Source organism: Halorientalis brevis (assembly GCF_023077655.1).
On the sequence record NZ_JALLGV010000011.1, the window covers coordinates 26,220 to 48,583 of the forward strand.

A 22,364-nucleotide genomic window follows, 5' to 3' on the forward strand; every position below is an offset into this window, starting at 1 on the left:
GACAGTCTTGGCTTTGCCATCGATGCTGGGGGAGACAGTTGTCCTACAGTCAGGTGCGGATCAGGCGGGGACAGCAGTCTGTGAGACCGGATTCGGTGAGCTGATCGTGATCGGACTGGGGCTCATCACGATCTTTCTGGTCTTGCTTGCGGTCTACCGGGGGACGCTCGCCTTCAATAAGTATGGCAGCCCGCGGACGGAAAAGAAGCGCGAGGGCCAGGAACAGTTGAAGGGGGCTGGAATCACGCTGGTGGGGGCCTTCATGCCGGGAGTGTTTGCAGCGATCCTCGATCAGGTGGGCCTCGTTACGCTCTCGTGTGTGGACCTCTCGAACGTCCTGGTCCTCGCGCCCGTCATGTTCTGACGGGTGCTGTCCACGGAGCAGTAGCTCCAGAGATGACTTTGCGGAATATCAGTAATTGATGGACAACAATCGTCTGGTGGCTGCATTGCTGGCACTGGTAGTACTGTGTACGACAGTGCCTGGCGTCGCAGTGGCACAGAACGAGAGCGCTGACGGGAGAAGTGATGGCGTACTTAGCTCCATCCTTGACACCCTCGGGGGCATACAGAGCGGTATCTCGGATTTGCCCCAGAATATCTATGATAAATTACCACCAGCTATCACAGATCCGATCGCGACGGGCCATGAGGTGCTGAGTGGGATACTATCGTCGGCTGCCTCGGGATTCGTCGGTCTGTTCGGCGACACCGTTGAGTTGGCGACGTATGTGCCGGCTCCTGGTGACCCGACTGATCCGTCGACGTGGGTCCCCGTCGACAGCAGTGGGAACGCGAAAAACACGCTCTGGGGTGACGTGTACGAGGCGACGCAGATCAATATCGCCCTCGCCGTCATCATGCTGGCGTTCTCCGGGGCGCTCAACTTCCGGTATAGCAACGCCGTGCGACGTCGCCAGGCGTGGAAGACTTGGGGCCTGTCGTTCTCGATGGTCTTTCTCACGTGGTTCATCGCCCCCTTCGGGTTACACGTCGCCAGTACGTTGTCGGACGGGTTAGCGCCCGGTGCCAACGAGTTCCTCGATGTCTTCTCTGGTGGCTTCACCGACTTCGCCAAGTTCGGCTACGGCCTGTTCATCAACGCCGTTATCGTCGTGTTGTTCCCTGCAATCGGCTTCATTGGGTTGCTCGTGATCACGGTGCAGGTGTTCCTGCTGCTACTGGTGATTTACCTCTGGCCGCTCGGGTGGGCCGCAGTCTCGTTCAAAGAGGGGTATCTGCACAGTGTGGGACAGTTCGTCGTCAACCTGTACGGCGGGCTGCTCGTGTTGAACGTGGCTCAGGGGCTCATCCTTCGGTTGTTACTCTCAGTCGACTTCACGCAGGCGTCAGTCCAGGGCACGGTCATGTCGCTGCTGATGATTCCCGGCGGGGTGCTGTTCGCGACGGTTCTGCTCCCGTATGCGATGCTCAAACAGATCACGATGGGTGCCGGGGTCGACCTGGGGATGCGTGACCTGGGCCACAAGGCCGAGTACGCCGGCCGGCACTACAGAAACGCCGAACGGCGGTACGAGAAGCGAAAGGAGCAGGTGAAAAAGACGGGTCGCGATGTCGCGGCGACGCTGTCGGCGGTTAGCTCACGATTCCGGTCCGATGACGATGATCCGGACCCGGAAGGAGGTAGCGGGGGTGGCGGTGGGGTAGTCGCTCGACTCCCCCGAGGCCGCGCGACAGGGCCACCGGCCGAACGGGGGACGGCTGCAAACCCCATTGCGCTCCCGCGAAACAACCGGCTGCCCAGAGGAAGACTGACCGGAGATGACAGCGGTGCCGACGGGCGCGGTGGTGGTGACGATGGCGATGAGACTCCCGCTCAGAGCGGCCGTGCCAGCCGGCCCTACGACGAGCACGGGAATCGATCGCCCTCTCAGCGAATGAGTAGAGAGCGTCGCCGCCGAGAGCAGATTCGCCGTGACCAGATTCTCGACCGCGATGGCCGACGGAGGTAATCACTCATGCCACAGCAACAGATCGATCGCGATCCGACGCAGGTCGTACCGCCATATGTGAATACGGGCATCAAACTCGGTCCGATCCCAGCGGCCGAACTCGTGTTAGTGGTCCCGGGTGTGCTCGTGGCCGTCGCCGGCCTGTTCCTTCTCTCCGGCATGAGCAGCGCTCTCGTCATCGCGCTGGGTGTCCTGCTGGCGCTCACTGCCTTCCTCGTGGTACTCAGCAGTCACGACTTCACGAGTCCGAGGGACAAACTGTACGCACCGCGTCTGAAGCTCAAAAATTGGCTGCAGCTCCCGATGAGTCACGAGACCGCAGCCGAAGAGACGGTCCACGGCGTCGAACAGATCCATAGCAACGGCTTCGTTAAGATGGCTGACGGCCGATTGGTCGGGCTCGTCCGGCTCCACGGCCGGAATACGGACAAGGCCACCGAGTCGGAACTGAACCTGCTCGTCGGGCAACTCGCGAAGGGTATCGACGAAGACATCAAGGACTTCAATTTCGAGTTCTATTCGACGACGTCGCGGGTTGATCCAGCGGAGATCACGGAGCCCTACCGAAAGGCCGCCAATTCCGAGGAACTGGCTGGCCCCGAGTGGTTCGATCTCCGGAACCTGCTGTACGATATCGACCAGTGGCACGAGGAACAGGAGACGGTCTGGCAACCTCGCAAGTGGCGGCATTACGTTCGTGTGGAGGTCAAACCGGAGGAGGTCTCCGTCCGCAAACAGACAGTCCAGTCTCGCGGGCGTCGGCTGCTCGAACTGTTCGTGCCGTTCCTCACGGATGACACGCTCGAAGAACAGAAACGACGGAAAAAGATGGTCGAAACCCTGCACCGTCGCCTCTCCACGCTCGAACACGACGTGTTCTCGCCGATCGACGGTGTCTCCGTCGACCGGGTGTCACCCGAGGAACTGGCAGCGCTGGTCGCCGACAAGTGGACGGGAACGGAACAGTCGAATTCCCTCTCGCAGGAGCAGGTATGCACTGATTCGTCGGTGTCGACGTGGCCCCACATCCGGGAGTGGATGGACACCGGCGACGTCCCTGACCACGTCGAGGGTGACGTGGATCTGGAGTCGACCCAGACCGGGCCGGTCACTGTTCGTTCGAACCAGCCCGGCGGGAAAGCGGCTGACGGTGGCGCTACGCAGGTAGCGCCTGAAGAAGACTCAGATAGTGATGATCAGTCAGAAGATGAGTCTGACACCGCTGAAGGTGGTCCTGACCGCTCACGACTGGCGACGGCTACACAGGTCATGCCTGACCGATTGTTGGCTGCCGTCGAACGAATCCCATCCGTCGGTGACGAGGCTACAACTGCTGACGGCGCCAACCCGGAGGACCTGTACGAGCGTCACCAGTCTGTCGGGCTGCAGGATCGCCTGGCGCCGGAATCGTACGATATCGACACCGGATTCGTGCGTGTCGGCGATCAGTTCTGTAAGACGTTCTGGCTGGCGTCCTGGCCGGCGAACCCCGAGTCGATGCTCCTGCAGGACCTCTACACCATTCAGGGCGTCGACGTGGATGTCAACATCAAGTGCCGCCCACGCGACCGGGCGTCGACCATTCACGAACTCGAACATCTGATCGCCGAGATCGACGCTGAAGCGGTCGAACGCGAGGCCGAGACGGACGTGTCGTCGGTTGCGCTTACGGACGATCTCGACACGTACATGACGATGTACAAGCTTCTGCAGCAGTCCAACACCCAGCCCTGGGACATCAATGCCTACGTCACTGTCCGGGTGGGCAACGAGGCGGCCCTGGACAAAGCTGAGGAACGCATTGACGAACTGCTCGACGATCAGGCTTCGACGATGGACCTGTACAAGATCCGGGCGCTGGACGAGAAAGCCGACCAGGTGCACGATATCCTTGAATCGAAGCCAGCGGACATGATGGCGCTGGCGCCGGCCTCGAAGCAGAAGCTCATGTTCGAGTCCTGTGGACCCGTCGGTCGGGATGTCTACGACGACAACTCGTTCCGTAACCGGTATCGCATGACGCTCGGCGGGACGCCAGCAGCGACGTTCCCACCGGCGACCCGGTACATGCAGGAAGATTCCGGCGTCGAGTACGGGCGCTCTGTCCAGAACGGGACGGTGCTCAAGGCGGACCCGTTCAACCGCGGTGGAGCTCCCCACCAGCTGACGATCGCACCGAGTGGGTCAGGCAAAACCTATGCCGTCGGCAAGCGCGCCCTTCGCTGGTGGGCCGCGGATCCGGGGAACCGGACGCTGATCCTCTGTGATACGATGGGTGGGTTCGACGACATCGTCGACCTGTGTAACGGGGAGCACATCGTCGTCGACGGGGCAGATACGATCAACCCGCTCGATGTCGAAGAACCACCCGAAGCGGTGCTGGAAAACACCGATATCTCGGTTGACCCGTTCCGCATGGCCGTGGATAGTGGGCGGGAGTTCATCGCCAGGATCGTCAGTATCAGCGGACCAGACCCAGACAAATACTCCTCGACCATCGAAGAGTGCATCGAGCACACGTTCATCGACCACGGGATCACGCCCGATGATATCGAGGTCGATGAGCAACCCACCCTGGATGACTTCATCGAGACTGCCAAGGAGATGGCCCGCCACCCGGGGCGATTCACGATGGGTGATACCGAGCGGGAGAAAGAGCACAAAGCTCAGCAGGCTGCCGAGCTGCTCGACTACCTCTCGGGGTTCAAAGAGACGGGCAAGTACAACCATCTCCGGGGTGAGACGGAGGTGTCGATCGATCCGGGCGAGGTCACGTATCTCGACCTCCAGCAGATCGAAGGACAGGGCGACGCCGACAAGTCGGCGATGCTCCATCTGATGCTCACCCAGGCGTACCAGACGGTCAAACGCGCGCCCGGTCAGACGATGTTCGTGATCGACGAGGCGCACTACCTGCTGCACTCCGACGAGATGGTCCAGTGGCTTCAGCGAGCGGCTCGCCACTGGCGTCATCACGACGCGATGATGTGGTTCGTCAGCCAGGATCCCGACGAGTTCGTCGCGACGACTGACCAAGAAGCCGATAGCCATCGGGAGACGATTACCGGCCAGTGTTCAACTGTCGAATTCTTTAACACTCCGAAACTGGATCGGGAAATCGCCCGTGATGGATTCGGCATGAACGAGAAAGATATCACCTTCGTGAAACAGGACGCGACGCCCGGTGAAGCCGGTGTCGGCTACACCGAGGCACTCGTGGACTTCCGTGATGTCGAGGGCTGGCTGCGAACGCTCGTCCAGGCATCCCCGATCGAGGACGAGATCCTCTCGGACGACGACGAAGATGAAGACGAGTAACCTACGTTGGATCCTTCCAGTCTCGGCTGATCACTGAGTTTGGGTCGCAAGTCAGTCGCGTTGTTCTCGATGATAATTTAGCTATAGTGGCTCGACTACCGGCGATCATGGAGCGGGGACTCCACCGTTTGAAACTCCACCTACCAGCAGCCATTGCGAGAGTCATTCAGCCGTGAATCTGCTGGTGTGGAGAGCGGGAATCGACCACCGGAGAATACTGGTGTGGCTTGTGTCTCCAAAATAATCCACTTTTGACACTATGGGGCTGTGTTGCTTACTGTCCGACGGATTACGCGTCCTGCCGAGCGTGCGATCGGATCTCGATCCGGTCTATTTGTCTGCTATATTACGGTGGTGGAATCTAGCACAGATTTTTCGAAAACCGCAGGACTGCACCGGTCTAGCACCCAATCTAGCACAGATTTTGTGGTGTGTGGTAGATTGGATCGACTGCCGTCTTGCGATTTTGACTGTGGTGTGGTACCCCTTTATCTTGCCCTCCAGAATCGGCCCCCGAAATCGGATCTGCCACCTGAAAATCATACGCTCGCTGACCTACCTCTCGTCGATTTTCGATCCTCTCTACGCTGGCCTGGGTGCCCCACTGTCGCACTCACTCTGCCCCACAGCCACGTCTAAACTCACTGTTGGATCCACCGGCTCGCCACACCTGTTTCCCCACCTGCTCGTTGCCTGGCCGCCACAGCAGGTCCGGGTTCGATGCGCCCCGACTCGGATCGGTCGGTCCCAGCCTGACCCTAAGTCGACGCTCTCATCAAGACTAGCGTCGACGTCGACCCTCAAGTGCCGCCGGCGCAACGTCACAGCTGAAACTCGCGGCGCGGGATCGCGCGCAGGTCGGTCGCGACGTGTCGTGAGCGGCCGAGCACGATGGACCGATGCTCGGCGCGCGCAGCGCCGATGCAGCGACCCATCGTCCAGGCGGTGCCTGGACACCGGACACCGACCGCACAGTGGGCGGTGGCCGGTGGCGCCGCGCGCGGAGCACCGCCGTTTGCAACCGGGGAACGGTCGCTCGGCTGCCTGGCCCACTGAACCGCCGACGTACCAGAACTCCATCGTGTCTTCTGCGCAAAAAAAGAGCGGCGAGAGCGGGTTCGTCGAGCATGTCGAGTGCGCGACTGGAGTCGATCCGCGCGACCCACGCGTGGGTGTCTGCGTCGACCTTCCAGGGACTGTTCGATGGCGTGTCTAACTGGTTCCCTGATGGCCCACAGAATAGTCTGGCAACCCCCGCGACACCCGGTCAGAGAACAGTGCTCTCCTGCACGACCGAAGCATCGACGGTGGAACTCGATGCAGGATGACCAGAATGCAGACGTCAGTATCACAGTACTCAGTATCCACCGAATGACTTGCTCTGACCGGGAGGCCTAACTCGACGCACTCCACACACCGATCGAATCCCCCAGCGTCGGACGTCTTCACCGCCCCTCGTGACCAGTGCAGACTGTTACAGTAACTGATTCGTACGGATCCAGGCAGTGTGTTCGCCGTCGGAGAGAGCCGACTGTGGATAAGATATATTTCCGGTCGGAACCATATCTTAGCTACGCACTGGGAACGGAGACAGAGAGGATGCATGAAATCTGACCCAATCGAGGAGTACGACGACGTGAACGAGGCGGCAGTGGCTGACTGGAAGAGCGAGACAACGACACGAGAGCGAATTAAGGCTGTCATCACGCGAACGACCGAGCCCACGCCAGCATCCGAGATCGCCGAGCAAGCACGAGCGAGCAAGCCGGTAGTCCGTGATGAACTCACCGAGCTCACTGAGATCGGACTCGTCGAGAAAATCGAGGGTGGACAGGGCGCACTGTACAAGCGCAACGATCAGATGTATATCTATCAGCAGGTGCTGAAGCTTCACGACGAGTACTCCGAAGACGAGTTGATCGAGACACTGCAGGAACTGAAGCAGACTGTGAGCGAGATCCGGACGACATATGGCGTTGAATCACCGGCAGAACTCGCACAGCAACTCGATCCAGACGACCACGAGGGCTGGGATGACCATACGACGTGGCAGACCGCTCAGAAGAACCTCTATCTCACGAAAGCAGCGATCAGCTTCCATGACGCACGGAAAGTGGTTGTCTGAGAAATGTCGTATTTGACCGGGAATACGGGCCCAATCGACTACGGGGCCCTCCAACGCATCCGTGATATCTTTCTGCAACACGAGCCACTGGTCACCCATCACGATCTCAGTGATCGATTGGATCCGCGGCCGGAACTGAATATCACCGTCGACAAAGGGTTTGGCGAGAGCGCATGTGGTCGATTCGATATCGTCTGGACCGAACGCGACTGCTACAACTTCCACTATACCGAGTCAGATGGCATTGACTTTCGGTTCGACCGTCATCCAGAACCGCATGCTCCGGAGAATCACTTTCACGAACCTCCGACTGCGAACACACGAGTCCCCTCGTGTATCGAGGTCGAACCGGTCGACGTGGTCACGCGAGCGGTTTTGAAATGCTGGCGCACAGCGCTTACCCGTGATGACCCTTCGCTAGTTAATTCCCACTCAAATCCACCGTGAGATCTGCCAGCGAGCAGCGTGTCTCACCGACGCAAAAAAAAGAGCGGCGAGAGGGTTAGTCCGCGAGGTGCTCGAGCGCACGCTCGCTGTCCGCCGTCTCGATCCAGGCGTGGGTATCCGAGTCGACCTTCCAGGGCCCCAGACGGACCCTTGATGGGTTGAAACAGGACAACGTCAGAGAGCAGGACACCATCACGGACGGTTTCAGAGGGAACCTTAGCTGATTGAAGCGACATCCGACAAGGCGACTTTGTCGCCGGCAGTGGCGACAGGTCCTCAGAACAGACTGGCCCGGCACCACCGATCTTACCAAACACAGAAAGAAATCAGGCACGCACTGTTTGGTAAGACCACGCCGGGCTGGCCCAACGGCTGCGTCCCGGCGTGGTGCTCGCGACGAGCCCGCCACGCACACCACCCGACCCGACCCCCACACGTCACGAGTACGGGCCCGACACACACCGCGGTCGCCCGGGACATCTCCGTGTCGAGTGAAACTCCCCGCGACACCCAGCGCTCACGCCCAGGACCCGGGGAGCGTGCCCCCAGACGAGCCGACCGTGCGGGCGATCTCGCACAGCAGCGCGGCTGCCTACCACCGAACACACCCCCAGGGAGACCACCCACAGCGACGCCGCCGGAGAGCCTGAGTACACGACTCGCCACTGCCCAGCCGCCGAAAGAACGCGACTGGCTCACAGCCACTGCACTGCTGGTCCTTTGCGGATGTGAAGTGCCCAGATTGACGCGGTCGTAGTGGTATCACGACAATAGTTCCTAGGAATAACTCCTCACTACACACCGCCGAAGATGTTCGGTCGGTAGTTTATTTTACACATGTCTATAACAGCTAGATGTATGTCCCCTGACACGGGTCCGCGTGACGACACTGCTAATTTAGAACAGGACATCAGTGACAACGTCGGCGGTGATCTCGACACAGACATCGACGATATCGAGGAGAACATTAACAGGAATGAGGGCTACGACCACGAGGCTGCCGACGAGATGCAGACGTCGGTGGCGGAACTGCACGAGTCCGCGATCGAGATCGCGCAGCAACTCGGCGAAATTCGCGAGGGGACCGCCGAACAGTACGAGGGCATGGAGCAGGTGTCTCAGGAAGTGTCGAATCTCTCGGCAGCGGTCGAAGAGATCGCCTCCTCATCGGAGGAAGTGTCCTCGTCGAGTCAGAAAGCGAAGGAACTCGCCGACGACGGGCAGGAGTCGGCGGCCGAAGTCCGTGAGGCGATGGCCGAGATTCAGGACGCCGGCGAGGAAGTCTCCGAGGATGTCGGCCAGATCCAGGAGAGCGTCGCCGAGATCGACGAGGTCGTCGAGGTGATCAACGACATCGCCGAGCAGACGAACATCCTGGCGCTGAACGCCTCGATCGAGGCGGCGCGGGCGGGCGAGGCCGGTGAGGGGTTTGCCGTCGTCGCCGAGGAAGTCAAACAACTCGCCGGCGAGTCACAGAACCACGCGAGCAGAATCGAGTCGATGATCAACGGCATCAAGACGGACACGGCAAACGCCGTCGAGTCGCTGGAAGCGAACAACGACCGGATCGCGAACGGGATCGACTCCGTTGACGAGGCAGCGGACATCCTCGACGACATCCACAGCGCTGTCTCCGAGGTGAACGAAGGAATCAAAGAGGTGGCGACGGCGACCGACCAGCAGGCGGCCTCGACCGAAGAAGTTGCGAGCATGGTCGAACAGACCACGACCGCGGCGGACCAGATCGCCACACAGACCGCCGACATCGCCGACGATATCGACGATCAAACCGACGAGATCGCGACTATCGACCAGCGACTCGATGACCTGGTCAACAGTCGATCCGGATCCTAATCATCCTGATTTTACCGACCCCGCTGTGCCAGCTGGTCGTGCTCGGCCGGCTTTGGTAACTCGATCATGAAGACGGCGCCGTTACTGTCGGTCTCGGTGGCCTCCGGCCCAGCGCTGCCGGTGTCTCCCGCCGCCGCTTTGTCTTCAACCCAGACGTCTCCTCCGTACATATCGACGAGCGTCTGGACGAGGTACAGACCGATCCCGGTTCCCGAACTGTCCAGCCCGGTTTCCCCTTTGCCGAAGATTTCCTCCTTCTGGTTGTCGGGGACACCCGGCCCGTTGTCTGCGATTCGGACCAGAACCATCTGGTCACGTTCTGTGACTGCAACGGTAACCTCGGGGACGTCCTTGTCGTTGTGCTGAATCGCATTCTTCAGCACGTTGTCAAAGACGGAATCCAGCATCTCGGTGGCCTGGACCTTCACCGAAGGAACCGGTGGTTCGATGGTGATCTCGGCGTCAGGATACCCCGCCTGTATCTCATCCACGGCATCTTTGAGCATCCGTCGGAGACGCATGTACTGGGTCTCATCGGCGGTCGTGAGCATCACCTCGGCCATCTCCCGTGCCGTCGTCGTCAGGTCGACTGCGTGGGCCGCGTTCTCGCGGACCGCGTCGAGATACTCTGCTTTTTCCCCGTCGACAGAGTCACTGAGCAACTCTGCGTAGGAGGTCACCATCTGGAGATCGTTTCGGATGTCGTGGCGAAGTACCTGGTTCAGAATGTCCAGATTATCGCGCTGTTCCTCGAGTTGCTGTTCACGCTCTTTCCGCTCGGTGATGTCGTGGTTGATCGCAACGAACAGTTCGATGGCTCCCATCTCGTTGAACACGGGCGCAATCGTCTGGCTGGCGATGAACTGCTCGCCGTTCTTGCATTCGTTGACGATCTCTGCCTGCCAGACCTCGCCGTCGAGAATCGTCTCCCACAACTGCTCGTAGAACGCTTCATCGTGTTCGCCGGATTTGAGAATCCGTGGGGTCTTTCCGAGAGCCTCCGCCTCCGTGTACCCGGTGACCTCCTCGAAGGCTGGGTTCACGTACTGGATCGTCCCGTCGACGTCCGTGATGACGATGGAATGGCCGGCATGTTCGACGGCTCGCTTGAAACTGCGGAGCGTCTTCTCGAGGTCTTTGTGTTCGGTAATATCGCGGCCGATGACGACGACTTTCTGGCCCTCGTTTTCGAGCGGCGAGCAGTGATACTCGGTCGTGATGGAGCCGACTGGCAACGCCAGTTCGAGTTCGACCGTCACTGGATACTCGGTCGACGACTCGTCCTCGTACACTGTCTCCAGTGCCTCTTCGAATCGCGTTGGGTCCTCATCGCTAGCGACCCAGCCTGAGACCAGGTCCATGATCGGCTCGCCTTCGACGGCTCCCAGTGAGGTGTCTGCATAGCTGAGGGCTGTCTCGTTCATGTATGCAAGCGTCCAGTCACTATCGACGACGAGGGCGAAATCGTCCATCTGCTGGACGATCGCCTCGTGACGCGCCAGCCGCCGGTTGGCGTCGGCCAGGGTCTGGACTGTCTCGTGGAGTTCTCTCGACTGGTCACGACGAGCCAGTAACGATTCGATCCGCCGAACGAGACGTTCCCGAGTTACTGGCGCTTCCACGATGTCGTCGACGACCAGCGGTGGCTCACGCTCGTCAGGGTCGTGTACCGATACGTCGACGGCTGATGTCGGATGCCGAATGAGAATAATCGGACAGAATAGGGGATGCTCAGCTTCGACCCGTGCCTGGAGTCTGGCGTGATACGTCGGAAAGGCACGCTCGTCGACCAGCACGATGTCACTCTCGTCGAGGTTCCCGCTCGTCACGACGTCATATCGGGCGGGAAGTAGGTCTCGAACGGCGTCTCTGTCCGCCGGCCGGTCGATGAGCAGAGCAATGCTGTTCATTTGCCGTCCGGTGTCTCTGCGATGGAGGGAGTACCCTGAAGGATACCCGTGACGTTCGTTAACGGGTCACCGACCTGAATGCCGTCGTCCGTGAGCTTGAACTCACGGAGGGTTTGCTCGAACCGTCCGGCACGCTTTTTGAGGACGCCGATCACCTTGTGCAGGGCGCTGTCCATCTCGATGTAACTCAACACCACGATGTTGTCGGCGATATAATTGGCATTGAAGCTGGTCGCTGTGGAGACGCCCGTTATTTCCGGGGTCGTGTCCGTGACCAGCATCGTCACGCCGTTGTTCGTCAAATAGCGGGAGAGACTGTGGAGTTTGGCGATAAGTGGCTCTCGCTCGCCCTGAATGGCCATCGTGTATCCGTCGGTACCGTCGACCATGACCGTCTCAACGCCTTCTTGTTCGACGTCGCGCCGGACCAGACTGGCAAATTCCTCGGCGGAGCGGGCCAGCGGTTCGACTGAGCGAATCACCAGCCTCCCCTCCTGACGTAACTGTGCCACAGGAATGCCGATCGCCTCGGATCGGTGGGTGAACGTCTCGATACTCTCCTCGAACAGGTAGAGCGCTGCAGTTCCACTTTGCGCAACCTCGGCGAGTATCTGCCCACCCAGCGTCGTCTTGCCGACCCCGCTCGGCCCGGTGATGAACGTCACGGTGTTTCGTTCGATCCCACCGCCGAGGAGTCGATCGAGTTCGTCGATGCCGGCCGAGATCTGTGAATCGCCGATCGACTGTTCGTGCTGTTTGGGAACCAGTGCAGGAAACACCTCGATTCCCGCGTCCCGAATCTCCATCCCGTGGCTCCCCTCTATCTGACCGATCGTTCGATGCTTTGTGACCTCTATCCGACGGCCGCCCTCACCCTGGGTTAGTTCGACGATCCCGTCGCTGAGTGACCGCAGTTCAGATTCGTACTCGCGGTCCGGTGTTGCTGTCGCCGTGGCCAGCACGGTGATACCCTCACCCTTGAGGAAGCGCATGAACGAAAGGAGTTGTCGGCGGAACTGTGCGTCGTTCGCCTCGACGTAGCGCAGTTGGGTGATCGGATCGATGACGACTCGATCCGGATCGATCTCGCTGACTGCCTCGTGAATCTCCGGCGTGTATCTGTCGCGTTCGATTTCACTCGGGGCAACCAGGTCGTACGTGCGGTCTTCGATGAAGATGCTCGACTTGGGACCGATGTCCAGGAACTCCGTCCCGTCGATGTCGATGTCGACTGCGGCTGCACTGGTGGCGATCTCTGGCTGTGATTCCTCACCGTGAATGAGCAGGGTCGTCTCACTGTTTTCAAGCCCCTGTTCGAGGAAATGCATGCCGAGTAACGTCTTTCCGGACCCCGGGGGACCGATGGTGAGATACATCCGTCCTGCAGCAAATCCGCCCCGAAGCAGGTCATCGAGACCGGCTACCCCACTACCAATTTGTTGTAAATCCTTGTTCATAGGTATCGAGTTGTTCGCCCCACACATCAGACCACCGACCTATAGATGCGATATAGTATATACACTATCATATTATGGGAGTTGTATTTTCAGCGCAGAGGGGCTTAATCAGACGGCTCAGCCTTTGCACTGTGTATCAGCAGGTAAATCGAAGGATTGGATGATGATAGCTGGACTGGAGAGGCACCCGATGCATCACCAGTGGTCTTACCAAACTGCCAAAAGGTATGATGTGAACGTTCGGTAAGGCTGGAAAGCGCGTTGGTTCCACGCAAACGGAACGACCCGTCACGACGTCATCAGTGTCGCGATGCGAGCGGCGAGTCTGACGCCAAGAGTCGTTTACCGACCACGTTTCACATCACTCCACATGTCCGAGAGTTTGTGAGTCTAAGTTCCAACGGACCACAGCAGCACTCACCCACACGACTCACACTCGGTATCGAGTGACACCCCAGCCGATATATACTGTTCTCACCTGGGAACCGGCTGGGTTAACCACAGGCACGGACCAGACGGCGGGTACACACCGACGCCATCGCGACTGGCAGTACCTGCTCCATACCTGCAGCAACGGATGCAAGACGCTTCCAGCCCCGCCATAGCAGACGGACTCACGGCCCAGAACCGAACTTTCTGTTGCCCACCGCCCAACCACCGCAAGTGTGCGGGCTCGACGCTCAAACTGTTGCATGAACTGGGATCGCGCGCAACGGATGTGAGCACGATGGACCGCTGCGAGACGCGCGCTGCGCCGACGCAGCGCCCCGTTGGCGTCGCGCGCGGGGCGATCGAGTACCAGCCGGGGCGTGTCGCCCATTTGCCTGCCCCACGAGTGGCGGCACTGATTCCCTCACCGACGGAACCCCTTACGAAAAAAGAGCGGCGAGAGGGTTAGTCCGCGAGGTGCTCGAGCGCGCGCTCGCTGTCCGCCGTCTCGATCCAGGCGTGGGTGTCTGAGTCGACTTTCCAGGGCCCGATCGTTGGGGCGTCCGTTCGCGTCCCGCTCCGGTGCGCGGGCCCGTCACCACGCTTGTCGAACGTGATCGCCGTGTCGCCCAGAATGGCCAGGCAGGCCTGCCCGTGCCACACGTTGACCGCCACGTCCTCCAGTCGCACCTCGTCACCCTCTCGCAGCGTGGGCATCCCAGATGCCTTGTGGGACTTCTCCCAGTAGACGAACTTGCGTCGGTCGCCGTTCGCGTCTTCCACGTACCCCGCCTGGTACTGGCTGGGGGCCGGAATCGCGAACAGCTTGTCGACTGTGACGTCGACCGTCGTCTTCCAGGTCGTGAACTGGTCGAGGTCAGTGAACGTCTCAGCGACGTCGGGCAGCCGCTGGAGCGAGCGCTTGACGGCCGTTGCTGCCCCGATCGGGTCTGCCCCACTGCGGACGCGCCGGGCAACCAGCTTGGCGAGCCCGGCCCGTCCCAGCTGGACGTCGTGGCCCAACTCGTCGGCGAGTGACATGGCGACCCGATTGACCGCCGCGAGGTCGTCCTGGGTGAGCCGCTCGCGTGGATCGGCGCTGTCTTCCAGCCCAACGTCCGGGCGCTCGTCGGCCGTCGTCCGCTGGGAGGGTGTGTCGGCCGCGTTCTGGACGCGGCAGGACTGTGCACGGTTCACGCCCGCCTCGTGGGCATCGCGGGCGAGCGTCCGGTGGCGAGTCAGCTCATCCTCGCGCGCCAGCCGCCGTTCCTGCTGGGCCAGGGTTTCGCCGGCGCGGCGAGCGGGCGCCACGTCCGGATCGCGCGTCCAGTTGTAGTCATCTTGGACGTCGTAGTAATTCGCGCGTGAGTCCTTGCCCTTGTTGGGCCGGAAGTCCAACTCGTCACCGGACTGGGTTTTGGCCACCTGCTGGAGCATGTGTTCCGGCCCGCTAACCTTCTGGGCCATCGCGACCGTCAGCTGTTCCTCGCGTGGATCGCGCCGCTTGTCCGCCAGCGCGCCGTAGTTATCCGTCGATACCTTTTTCAGCGAAGTCGTGTTACCTTTCATTGCAATCACCAAATTGCTTCACACAGGGGTGCTCACCGCGCCTCGCTTTCTGCACTCGCGAGCCACGGCTGTCGCCCCACGCCCCGCCCGGTGGCCGACGACACGTCACGAACCGACCAACCGCCGGGATCGCGACCTGCCCCGGACGGGCCACCCCCGTCTATGATCTGGTCGAAGACCAAGGGCGAGCCGCCGGCTCGCCCGCCGTTCGCACGTAGGTGGTCCGTCAGGGAGGGGCCCGCGCCGTGCGCGGGAGGGCCCCTGAGCGCCCGGCACGACGGCGTCACATGGGATGGAATCCGCGCTGTGCGTCGGATGGAATCCCATGTGCGGGAGTCGCGCCCGGCAGCCCGGACCGAGCGCTTTGCGCTCGCGTCCCGGCAGCCCCCGCGCAGCCTCGCCATCGGCGAGCGGGGGCGCGTATCCGAGCACGCCACGCGAGCGCAGGAACCGGGGCACCTACGTGTGAACAGATTACTCTCACGACGCGAGTCGCGCGGTTGGCCCGCACCGCGCGACCGAGCACCGGGCGGGACCCGCACCGACTCAAGGAGGTGCGGGTGGGCCCCGGCGCGCAGTCCGCGCGCCTGAGTGCTGGCAGTCCGTGCGCGTGACTCGACGCGTGCGCGAGTTGTCGGGTTGTCCGAAGGCGCGCGGGATCGCGAGATAGGAAGCGACCCACGCTATCTTACAGCGTCGCTTTTGGAAGCGTCGCCATTCGTCAGATGGCCCACGGGCGGGCCTGGCGGACTGTGAGGGCGAGGCCGGGTCGCGCTTGCGTGGTCGTCTGTGCGGGCCCTATCCCCCGGATATCCCGCACAGCGACCGCGACCCGGCCGAGGGCTCACGGGTTGTTAGTTGACACTGAATCGGTCCCTTGGTTCGTGGTGGCTACGTTGCCAGGGGCTTCCCTGAGTACGACGAGATCGGCACGCAAAGACCGAACCCGAGTTCTCATACTTCGCAATAATGGATTTTACTGCTAAGGTCCTCCACGCAACCGACTGTGTCAAGCGGCTGGTGACCACCAGCTACCACTGAATCGAGATGGACAGATCGAGTTCCTCTAAGACGTCTTGGACAATCGCCGCAAAATCTACATCGGGAACCACGACCTGATAGGTGTCCTCAATAAACGCGTAGAACTCGTCCACGATCGTCTCAACCTTAGCCGCTACCTCACCGATTCCATCGGAAGACTGTTTTTTGAGGATAGTCACAGTCTGGGTGGTCATCTCGACGAGATACGAGTAGAGTTCCTCTGGCTTCCGGAGGCTGGATTTCAGAAGGTTCTGGATAGCGAAATGCACCTCACTCAGGACTAACCGGTAGAGGAACGACGAAACGTTCCGCAGTCGATAGAGATACCGATTGTTCAAAAACCGGGTGCCTTTCCAGGCTGTTTCGAATGTCAGTGGCGTCGTGAAGAGGAAACACTCAACGAGGAACATACCCCCCGCTCGGTAGAAGCGATGGTAGTACTTCTCGTCAATCGCAGCCTGCGACGACACTTTGGCGGCGGCCCCGGTCAACGTATTGGCACTCTCCAGTAGATTCCAGCCCGCGATTGCGAGCGCCAGGGACGAGTTGAGTGTCGCGGCGGTTCCGGCGAGCCGGGCGAACTTGCCGTGAGCTAACTTCACTCCGAGATCGTCTTCGAGCACATCCACGATCTTACGGAGCCGCCTGAGCGAGGCTGTCGAGAGTTGGGATTTGACGTCCTTGAGTTCCGTCTCCGGATTGATTTCCAAATCCATCGCCAGGTCGTGCCCGTTGTCGAGCTGGCGTGCCAGCGCCAGGGCAGGCTCCCGGCTCTGCACAGCGGCGTGTGTCTGGAAGCCCTGTTGCAATCGCTGGCCGGCTAGTTCCGTCCGGGCGGACTCCAGTTCGACCATAGGAATCGGTCTCTGCCGACGAATTTAATTATTGTCACTACGACGAGGCGACAATGGCGAACGGCGACAGCCCAGACCCCGATCGGCGGAAACTGCTCAAGATCGGTGCGATTGGCACAGCTGGTGCTATAGTGCTGTCTACCCAATCGGACAAAGAAGAGTCACCTCCGGATTTCACGACTGCCGAGACGGAGTTCCAGCAGCTTGCGTCATTCATCGATCAGCGCGATCTCGCGGATCCACAACAGCTCCCGGACGTGACCCAGCGTATCAGACGCACTTTACGTAGGGTCGAAGAATCGCTTGAGAAGCAAGGGATTCGTCGGTCAAGGCACACACCAAATAGCCCGACTCCAACGGGACCGAACATCGGGGCGATCAATTCAGCGTTCGATTATTACACCACCCTCCGGACGACTCTTCTGGATGGGTTCGACGTGAGGGTGAAAATTCGTGACCGAGAAAAGCGGGCATTCAACCGGGGTCAGGCAGGCGATACGGACTTACAAAATGTTTCCCTCGACAACTTTGGGAGCGGAATCAGCGACGTTGATGAACTTCAAACTCAGTTGCTTGAATCCTCGGCTGTAGCCCGGCTCCTACCAGCCGCCGAGGAGGTAACCACAGGACTCCGCAAGCAGATGACTGTCTACGAGACGCATCTGGAACTTCAAGAGGCGTTTCGCCGAATCAGTACGGACGTGGAAGCCGGCTCGAAGCTGTTCGAGCAGTCAAATTTCGACCAGGCACGCACACAGTTTGAGTCCGCACAGAAACCCGCTCAAGTCGATATTCCGTCCCCCGTACAGTCGTATGCGCTCGCCTCCTCGTCGCTGGCCATCAGCGACTACGCCACGATCTTCTCGAACTATCGGACGGCACTTTCGCACCTGCGTACCGCCTCCGACCCCGACACCACACAGTCGGCCCGTGACCGGCAGTTCGACAAAGCGCTAGCGTTGCTGTTCGATATTCGAGATGTATTTGCGAAGTAGACTGTCGAGATAGGATACCGGGGACTACGATTTCTCACTGGTTTGGTTCACTGTATCAGACTTAGTTTTGTTTCCACTGATATATGTGATAGCCAGTACCAATGACAATGAGACAGGCCAAGAGGAGGGCTACGCGGCCCTTGTTCGTATAGAGTAATTGCTGCTTTGCTAAGTGCCAGCGGCAGGCCTTCTTGCGGAGGCCTGGCTCTGGATAGGTACTGGTTGTGATATGTGTATCAAGCCAGGAATCGAGTGGGGTGCCCGCTACATCCTTGACGATCTGTTTGAAGTCGGCGTAAGTGACAGTCCCATTGTGCGTGTTCATGCGATAGACGACAGCATCCAGCGTACGTTGTCCGTTAGTCTCGTTCCGGATTCGTTGATCCAGGGCTGACAGCACCACAGCGCCTTTTCTGTATTGGCCCTGCTCGTGCGGTCCCCACCGGCTCTGATTGCTAAGAACGACATTGCCCATCCGTCTGCGACTCAAGTTCCAGAAGTAGTATGTATAGTTACATGGACTCGCGTACACCTGTCGGGTGGTGAGATCGACGGCATAGTATGTCGCACTTGCCTCGGTAAACCACCACATCTTCTCTCCCAGATCGACTGTCGAATGAAAGGTGAATAGCTGGCGTGTATGCGTATATTCGTGCAGCCAGGTATTCGCCAGTATCACACCGCCACGGAATTCGGAACCAAAGTCAAAGGTCGCTGCATCGTGGACCCAGAATTCGTGTGTTTCCGCTGCCCCACCACGACGGATCGGGTCGGTGACTGCATACGCATTGACGTAGGTGTATCGTGGTCCAGCATCGAACTGGCTGGAGGCCGAAGCAAGCGAATTAACGATACTGTCCGGTGATTCGGACAAATTCGCAGCCTGCGGCACAATGAGGCGAATGTCCTGGCACCCCGCCGTTGCCGAATGAACTGTGTTCGGTCCTGCAAGGATGAATTGATCGCCGACAAATCCCTGGCTAGCGAAGCTGAGGTTCGTTGCCTCCGAATGGCTTGGGACTGGAAAGAACCCCCAGCGTGAGGATGCTGCATATTCATGATTCTCTCTCCCAGAGGCCGGCTGACCGACGACGGTCAAGGTCACCTCTGGCCGTGACGTTTTTCCATCCCACCGAAAGGAATACCCAATATCAGACGACAGATTGGCGAATCCAGTCGCATTCACTATTCTAACACCACGGTTGTAATGGGTCGTCGATAGATCGACCCAGAACTCCTCAACCGAGGAAAGATTATGATATGTAATGGTCAGTCTCTGGGTGTTCCTGTTGTAATCAAGTACACCGGTGACATTCGCTTCAGTACGAGGGACTGAAACGCCGTTTTGAAGCGTGATATCGGACTGGGGATCAAGACATGAGTCAGTAGTCGATTGCGCTTGAGCAGTAGCCGTATCGGAAACGACTGTAGAGGTTGCAAGAAACCCACAGAGTACGAGAAGAGCAGCAAAATACGTCCATCTCATCACCTTGGTTTAGTTCAAGGATAAATATAAATTTTCCAGACTAGCAATCCTGATCAGTGACGGCATGGAGAGCCACCGAAAGTGTATTTGATGGGGTATCACCGGGACCAGCTGGATTAAGAAGTGGCATAATCTTCGGATCTCACTGCACCAAAGACGATTGCGCCGTGTTCCCAAGAAAAGCCACGTTACTAGTAGGCGTTCAACGTAATCTCCCCAACTACGTAGCAAAGTCGGCCAACGTCATTTTAGAAGAGAGAGTTTGGCTGATTTAATCCGCTCTCAGACCGGAGGTGACAGTCCGTTGTCCCCGACTACAACCGAGTGGATAAATTACACAATAGGATTCGTACCCAAATTATTAGACCGACGTAGCCAGCCCGCTCGAGAAACACTCACTCATTCACTGAGTTCTCGGGAACACATTAACTGGATAAGATCTTCGTGAAGTGATTCTCCGTCAACTTCGACCTCAGGTGACGACAGAGGACCAGTGCTGAAATCGACTTCGTCCTCATTAATGTAGAAACCGCCGACAGCCAAGTGCTGCTCTCCACCTTGACTCTCTATCGAGAGATACCCACGGATATCGATATGACTGTTGTAAATGTCCCCGTCGACTCCCTCTGTTAGAGACTTCTCTGCACCGTCCCATTCTGCATTGTATGTCCGGTGAGCCATGGCTACACCGCTTTTAGAATAGTCTATTTCCTCATCCTGTGCAACGAACGTCTTTCCCCAATTTTTTCCTGCTCTCATATCCTGCCATAGTCCATCCGAGTATCGAAGATCGTCACACCCTAACTCCAGCAGCAAACTCTCATACGAACTTACGATATGGCCGATTGCGTGAGGCGGGACCAAACTCTCTGACTCACTACTACCTCCTTCCACCGTCTGGTTCTCTATTGTAGTGTTCTTTTTAGTATAGTCTGCGTCCAGTTTAGGACTGAGAATAGGGACGTTGATCTTGAACAAACTCATATCGACATTGTTCGTGTTGCTCAACTCGTAATCCGTTTCGTTCGATACCTCCCCCAGGGAAGCATCGATCTCCCAGGAACCTTCCCAGTCACCGGTCAGTTCCTGTTCAAAGAAAACAGCCCCCGGGCGTTCCACCTCTCCTTCAGACTCTTCCCTGATCTGCTCTGTAACCTCCTTTTTGTGGTAAACTCGGGTATTGTACTCACCTTCCTCGTCAGGAGAACTCCCAGAATCTTGCAACGATTCATACTCCGTGAACCCTCGGTCCTCCAACTCATCCTGGAAACTCTTGACGGACTGCCCTAAACTACCGGACTGTGTTGAGGCAACCGCAGATCCAGGACCGGTGAGAGATAGAGTAGCCGCGCAGCAGCCGAGACCTTTCAGGACAGATCTTCGTGTTGTCATCTATACTCACCAGTTCAATATCGTGACCTATTAGCGCTCCGTCACCAGAGTGAAAGTGAAATAACCAGATCTACGCCTTATAGAATACTGAAGAGATAATTAGATAACTTCTATGAGCTGTAATTCGGTAGAGATCGTTGGCGTCCCAGTTTCAACCCGTCCAAAGTCGACATCACCCGCAGTAACTTCAATCCCACTACGCCGTATCCAGGATCCTGTCACAGACGTTGTGACGCAGGGCACGAGCACCAGACCCGGTCGCATGTAACGAACACGCTCACTAAACCTAGAACGAGTAGGGTCCCGCACAGTCCTGCAGCTAGCCACAGCAGGCACCAGCCGCCTGCAGAGTGGGGAAAACAAGTCGATCAGGATCGCTGGTCGTCGCGACGGTCCTATGCCGGATTCGTCACGGTATCAGCCGGTCACCCCCGTCACAACGGGCGTGACGCCACCCGTCCGTGTTTTCCCAGCGGTCGCCTCCAACAGATCCAACCCGAGATACCGACTGTCCAGCAGCCCCTCGGCCGTTGCCATGTCCATCGTCAGTAGTTCCTTCGGCTCCTGTGACCGGCTGACCTGCCGGCGTTTCACCCGGACGTCGTCACCCCCCAACTCCTGCAACTGATCCCACACCCGGTGGATCGTCTGGCGATGCGGTGACTCCCCCAGGTGCGCCGTGAGAGCCGTTTCGAGGTGGTCCCGCGTGAAGAAGATCCCGCTCCCGTCGGTCCGTCGCTGGGCGAACTCCGGCCAGCGTTTCGCCACACAGATCGCGCGGTAGGTGTTCGACCGATTGCTGTCCTCGACGAACAGCTCCTTCGCCTTCGACTGCCGGCAGTTCGCAAAGAAATCCAGTGGCGACGACGACGGCTCGACGCCCTGGGGGAGTTGCTCGGCATCCTCCTGCTGGTCTGTGTCGGCGGCAACCTGCTCGGCTTTGGCGCTCGCACTCCGGGCGATGTCCCGCGTCTTCTCGCTGTCGGCTTCGAGGTCGGCGACGCGTTCCTCCAGGGCGTTGATCCGGCTGACCTGGTCGGTGATCGTCTGCTGTTGCTTGTCGATGAGTTCCTGTTGTGCTTCGACGGTCTCGCGGAGCTGCTGGCACTCGGCGAGGAGTTGCTTGGTGAGAGATACTTCCTCAGCCGTGAGTGTATCGTCAGGAATGGGGCAACATTCGGGGTCGTCGGATGGCTCTGTCATGATGCCTCCTGACCACCGTGGCTGGCGGGAAGTGTGGCAACACTTCTAACCAACAGAGTCGGGGTAGTAAGTTGGATGTTGGTTAATGGGATCTGGAGATTCTGTGGAGATACTATCGACTGTCGGTGAGAGGTTTCAAGCCCCTCGATATCGTAGGCTGACATGGCTTCTGCCTCGTCGGGAGCCTCACGCGGCGGCCTGTTTAGGGCAGGTCGCCACCGTTTCTGAAGCGTGGCGACGGTGCCACCGCGTCGAGACTATGCTCGATTTTAATCGCGAACCATGTAGTTGTTCCGGAACAATGGGTGATG

At 59.0% G+C, this 22,364-nt stretch carries 14 protein-coding genes; 7 read left to right on the forward strand and 7 right to left on the reverse strand.

Features of this window, described 5'->3' with window-relative positions; all coding sequences use genetic code 11:
* Positions 1 to 22 precede the first annotated feature (22 nt).
* The 6 genes from MU553_RS21770 to MU553_RS21790 all read left to right on the forward strand — a co-directional run bounded on the left by MU553_RS21770 (position 23) and on the right by MU553_RS21790 (position 9,717).
* Positions 23 to 364, forward strand: a complete 342-nt coding sequence (locus MU553_RS21770; protein WP_247381595.1) for a hypothetical protein — start codon at positions 23 to 25, stop codon at positions 362 to 364.
* Between the two features lie 58 nt (positions 365 to 422).
* Positions 423 to 1,973, forward strand: coding sequence for a TrbL/VirB6 family protein (locus MU553_RS21775; protein WP_247381597.1), 1,551 nt, complete (start codon positions 423 to 425; stop codon positions 1,971 to 1,973).
* 6 nt (positions 1,974 to 1,979) lie between these two features.
* Positions 1,980 to 5,291 (forward strand): VirB4 family type IV secretion system protein, encoded by a 3,312-nt coding sequence (locus tag MU553_RS21780; RefSeq protein WP_247381599.1) that lies wholly within the window; start codon positions 1,980 to 1,982, stop codon positions 5,289 to 5,291.
* A gap of 1,603 nt (positions 5,292 to 6,894) precedes the next feature.
* A complete protein-coding gene (locus MU553_RS21785; protein WP_247381601.1) occupies positions 6,895 to 7,416 on the forward strand; it encodes a DUF7342 family protein in 522 nt (173 codons plus the stop codon).
* 3 nt (positions 7,417 to 7,419) lie between these two features.
* Positions 7,420 to 7,863 (forward strand): toxin-antitoxin system TumE family protein, encoded by a 444-nt coding sequence (locus MU553_RS23990; protein WP_465262020.1) that lies wholly within the window; start codon positions 7,420 to 7,422, stop codon positions 7,861 to 7,863.
* 858 nt (positions 7,864 to 8,721) lie between these two features.
* Entirely contained in the window at positions 8,722 to 9,717 is a 996-nt protein-coding gene (locus MU553_RS21790) for a methyl-accepting chemotaxis protein (RefSeq protein ID WP_247381603.1), read from the forward strand.
* Positions 9,718 to 9,728: 11 nt separating this feature from the next.
* Here MU553_RS21790 and MU553_RS21795 read toward each other — a convergent pair whose 3' ends face one another.
* The 4 genes from MU553_RS21795 to MU553_RS21810 form a co-directional block, all read right to left on the reverse strand.
* Positions 9,729 to 11,627 carry a PAS domain-containing sensor histidine kinase gene (locus MU553_RS21795; RefSeq protein WP_247381605.1) on the reverse strand — a complete coding sequence of 633 codons (1,899 nt, stop codon included), beginning with the start codon at positions 11,625 to 11,627 and terminating at the stop codon, positions 9,729 to 9,731.
* Positions 11,624 to 13,084, reverse strand: coding sequence for an ATPase domain-containing protein (locus tag MU553_RS21800; protein WP_247381607.1), 1,461 nt, complete (start codon positions 13,082 to 13,084; stop codon positions 11,624 to 11,626). Before MU553_RS21800 ends, MU553_RS21795 begins: the two co-directional genes overlap by 4 nt.
* Positions 13,085 to 13,978: 894 nt before the next feature.
* Complete coding sequence (locus tag MU553_RS21805) at positions 13,979 to 15,082, reverse strand: single stranded DNA-binding domain-containing protein (RefSeq protein ID WP_247381609.1); 1,104 nt, start codon at positions 15,080 to 15,082, stop codon at positions 13,979 to 13,981.
* A gap of 1,031 nt (positions 15,083 to 16,113) precedes the next feature.
* A complete protein-coding gene (locus MU553_RS21810) occupies positions 16,114 to 16,977 on the reverse strand; it encodes a hypothetical protein (RefSeq protein WP_247381610.1) in 864 nt (287 codons plus the stop codon).
* Between the two features lie 53 nt (positions 16,978 to 17,030).
* Here MU553_RS21810 and MU553_RS21815 point away from each other — a divergent pair, with 53 nt between their 5' ends.
* Positions 17,031 to 17,972: a hypothetical protein gene (locus MU553_RS21815; RefSeq protein WP_247381611.1), complete on the forward strand. Its 942-nt coding sequence runs from the start codon at positions 17,031 to 17,033 to the stop codon at positions 17,970 to 17,972.
* A 61-nt stretch (positions 17,973 to 18,033) separates the two neighbouring features.
* Here MU553_RS21815 and MU553_RS21820 read toward each other — a convergent pair whose 3' ends face one another.
* The 3 genes from MU553_RS21820 to MU553_RS21830 all read right to left on the reverse strand — a co-directional run bounded on the left by MU553_RS21820 (position 18,034) and on the right by MU553_RS21830 (position 22,053).
* Positions 18,034 to 19,458: a hypothetical protein gene (locus MU553_RS21820; RefSeq protein WP_247381612.1), complete on the reverse strand. Its 1,425-nt coding sequence runs from the start codon at positions 19,456 to 19,458 to the stop codon at positions 18,034 to 18,036.
* 399 nt (positions 19,459 to 19,857) lie between these two features.
* The gene (locus MU553_RS21825; RefSeq protein WP_247381613.1) at positions 19,858 to 20,850 is read right to left on the reverse strand and encodes a hypothetical protein; all 993 of its coding nucleotides are present in this window, start codon (positions 20,848 to 20,850) and stop codon (positions 19,858 to 19,860) included.
* 417 nt (positions 20,851 to 21,267) lie between these two features.
* Positions 21,268 to 22,053: a hypothetical protein gene (locus tag MU553_RS21830; RefSeq protein ID WP_247381614.1), complete on the reverse strand. Its 786-nt coding sequence runs from the start codon at positions 22,051 to 22,053 to the stop codon at positions 21,268 to 21,270.
* Positions 22,054 to 22,364 lie beyond the last annotated feature (311 nt).

Excerpts from the sequence above, each read along its gene's own strand:
- MU553_RS21825 (WP_247381613.1), bottom strand. The coding sequence starts at position 20,850 with ATGACAACACGAAGATCTGTCCTGAAAGGTCTCGGCTGCTGCGCGGCT.
- MU553_RS21830 (WP_247381614.1), bottom strand. The coding sequence starts at position 22,053 with ATGACAGAGCCATCCGACGACCCCGAATGTTGCCCCATTCCTGACGAT.
- MU553_RS21785 (WP_247381601.1), top strand. The coding sequence starts at position 6,895 with ATGAAATCTGACCCAATCGAGGAGTACGACGACGTGAACGAGGCGGCA.
- MU553_RS21815 (WP_247381611.1), top strand. The coding sequence starts at position 17,031 with ATGGCGAACGGCGACAGCCCAGACCCCGATCGGCGGAAACTGCTCAAG.
- MU553_RS21780 (WP_247381599.1), top strand. The coding sequence starts at position 1,980 with ATGCCACAGCAACAGATCGATCGCGATCCGACGCAGGTCGTACCGCCA.
- MU553_RS23990 (WP_465262020.1), top strand. The coding sequence starts at position 7,420 with ATGTCGTATTTGACCGGGAATACGGGCCCAATCGACTACGGGGCCCTC.
- MU553_RS21770 (WP_247381595.1), top strand. The coding sequence starts at position 23 with ATGCTGGGGGAGACAGTTGTCCTACAGTCAGGTGCGGATCAGGCGGGG.
- MU553_RS21790 (WP_247381603.1), top strand. The coding sequence starts at position 8,722 with ATGTCCCCTGACACGGGTCCGCGTGACGACACTGCTAATTTAGAACAG.
- MU553_RS21820 (WP_247381612.1), bottom strand. The coding sequence starts at position 19,458 with ATGAGATGGACGTATTTTGCTGCTCTTCTCGTACTCTGTGGGTTTCTT.
- MU553_RS21805 (WP_247381609.1), bottom strand. The coding sequence starts at position 15,082 with ATGAAAGGTAACACGACTTCGCTGAAAAAGGTATCGACGGATAACTAC.
- MU553_RS21810 (WP_247381610.1), bottom strand. The coding sequence starts at position 16,977 with ATGGTCGAACTGGAGTCCGCCCGGACGGAACTAGCCGGCCAGCGATTG.
- MU553_RS21800 (WP_247381607.1), bottom strand. The coding sequence starts at position 13,084 with ATGAACAAGGATTTACAACAAATTGGTAGTGGGGTAGCCGGTCTCGAT.
- MU553_RS21795 (WP_247381605.1), bottom strand. The coding sequence starts at position 11,627 with ATGAACAGCATTGCTCTGCTCATCGACCGGCCGGCGGACAGAGACGCC.
- MU553_RS21775 (WP_247381597.1), top strand. The coding sequence starts at position 423 with ATGGACAACAATCGTCTGGTGGCTGCATTGCTGGCACTGGTAGTACTG.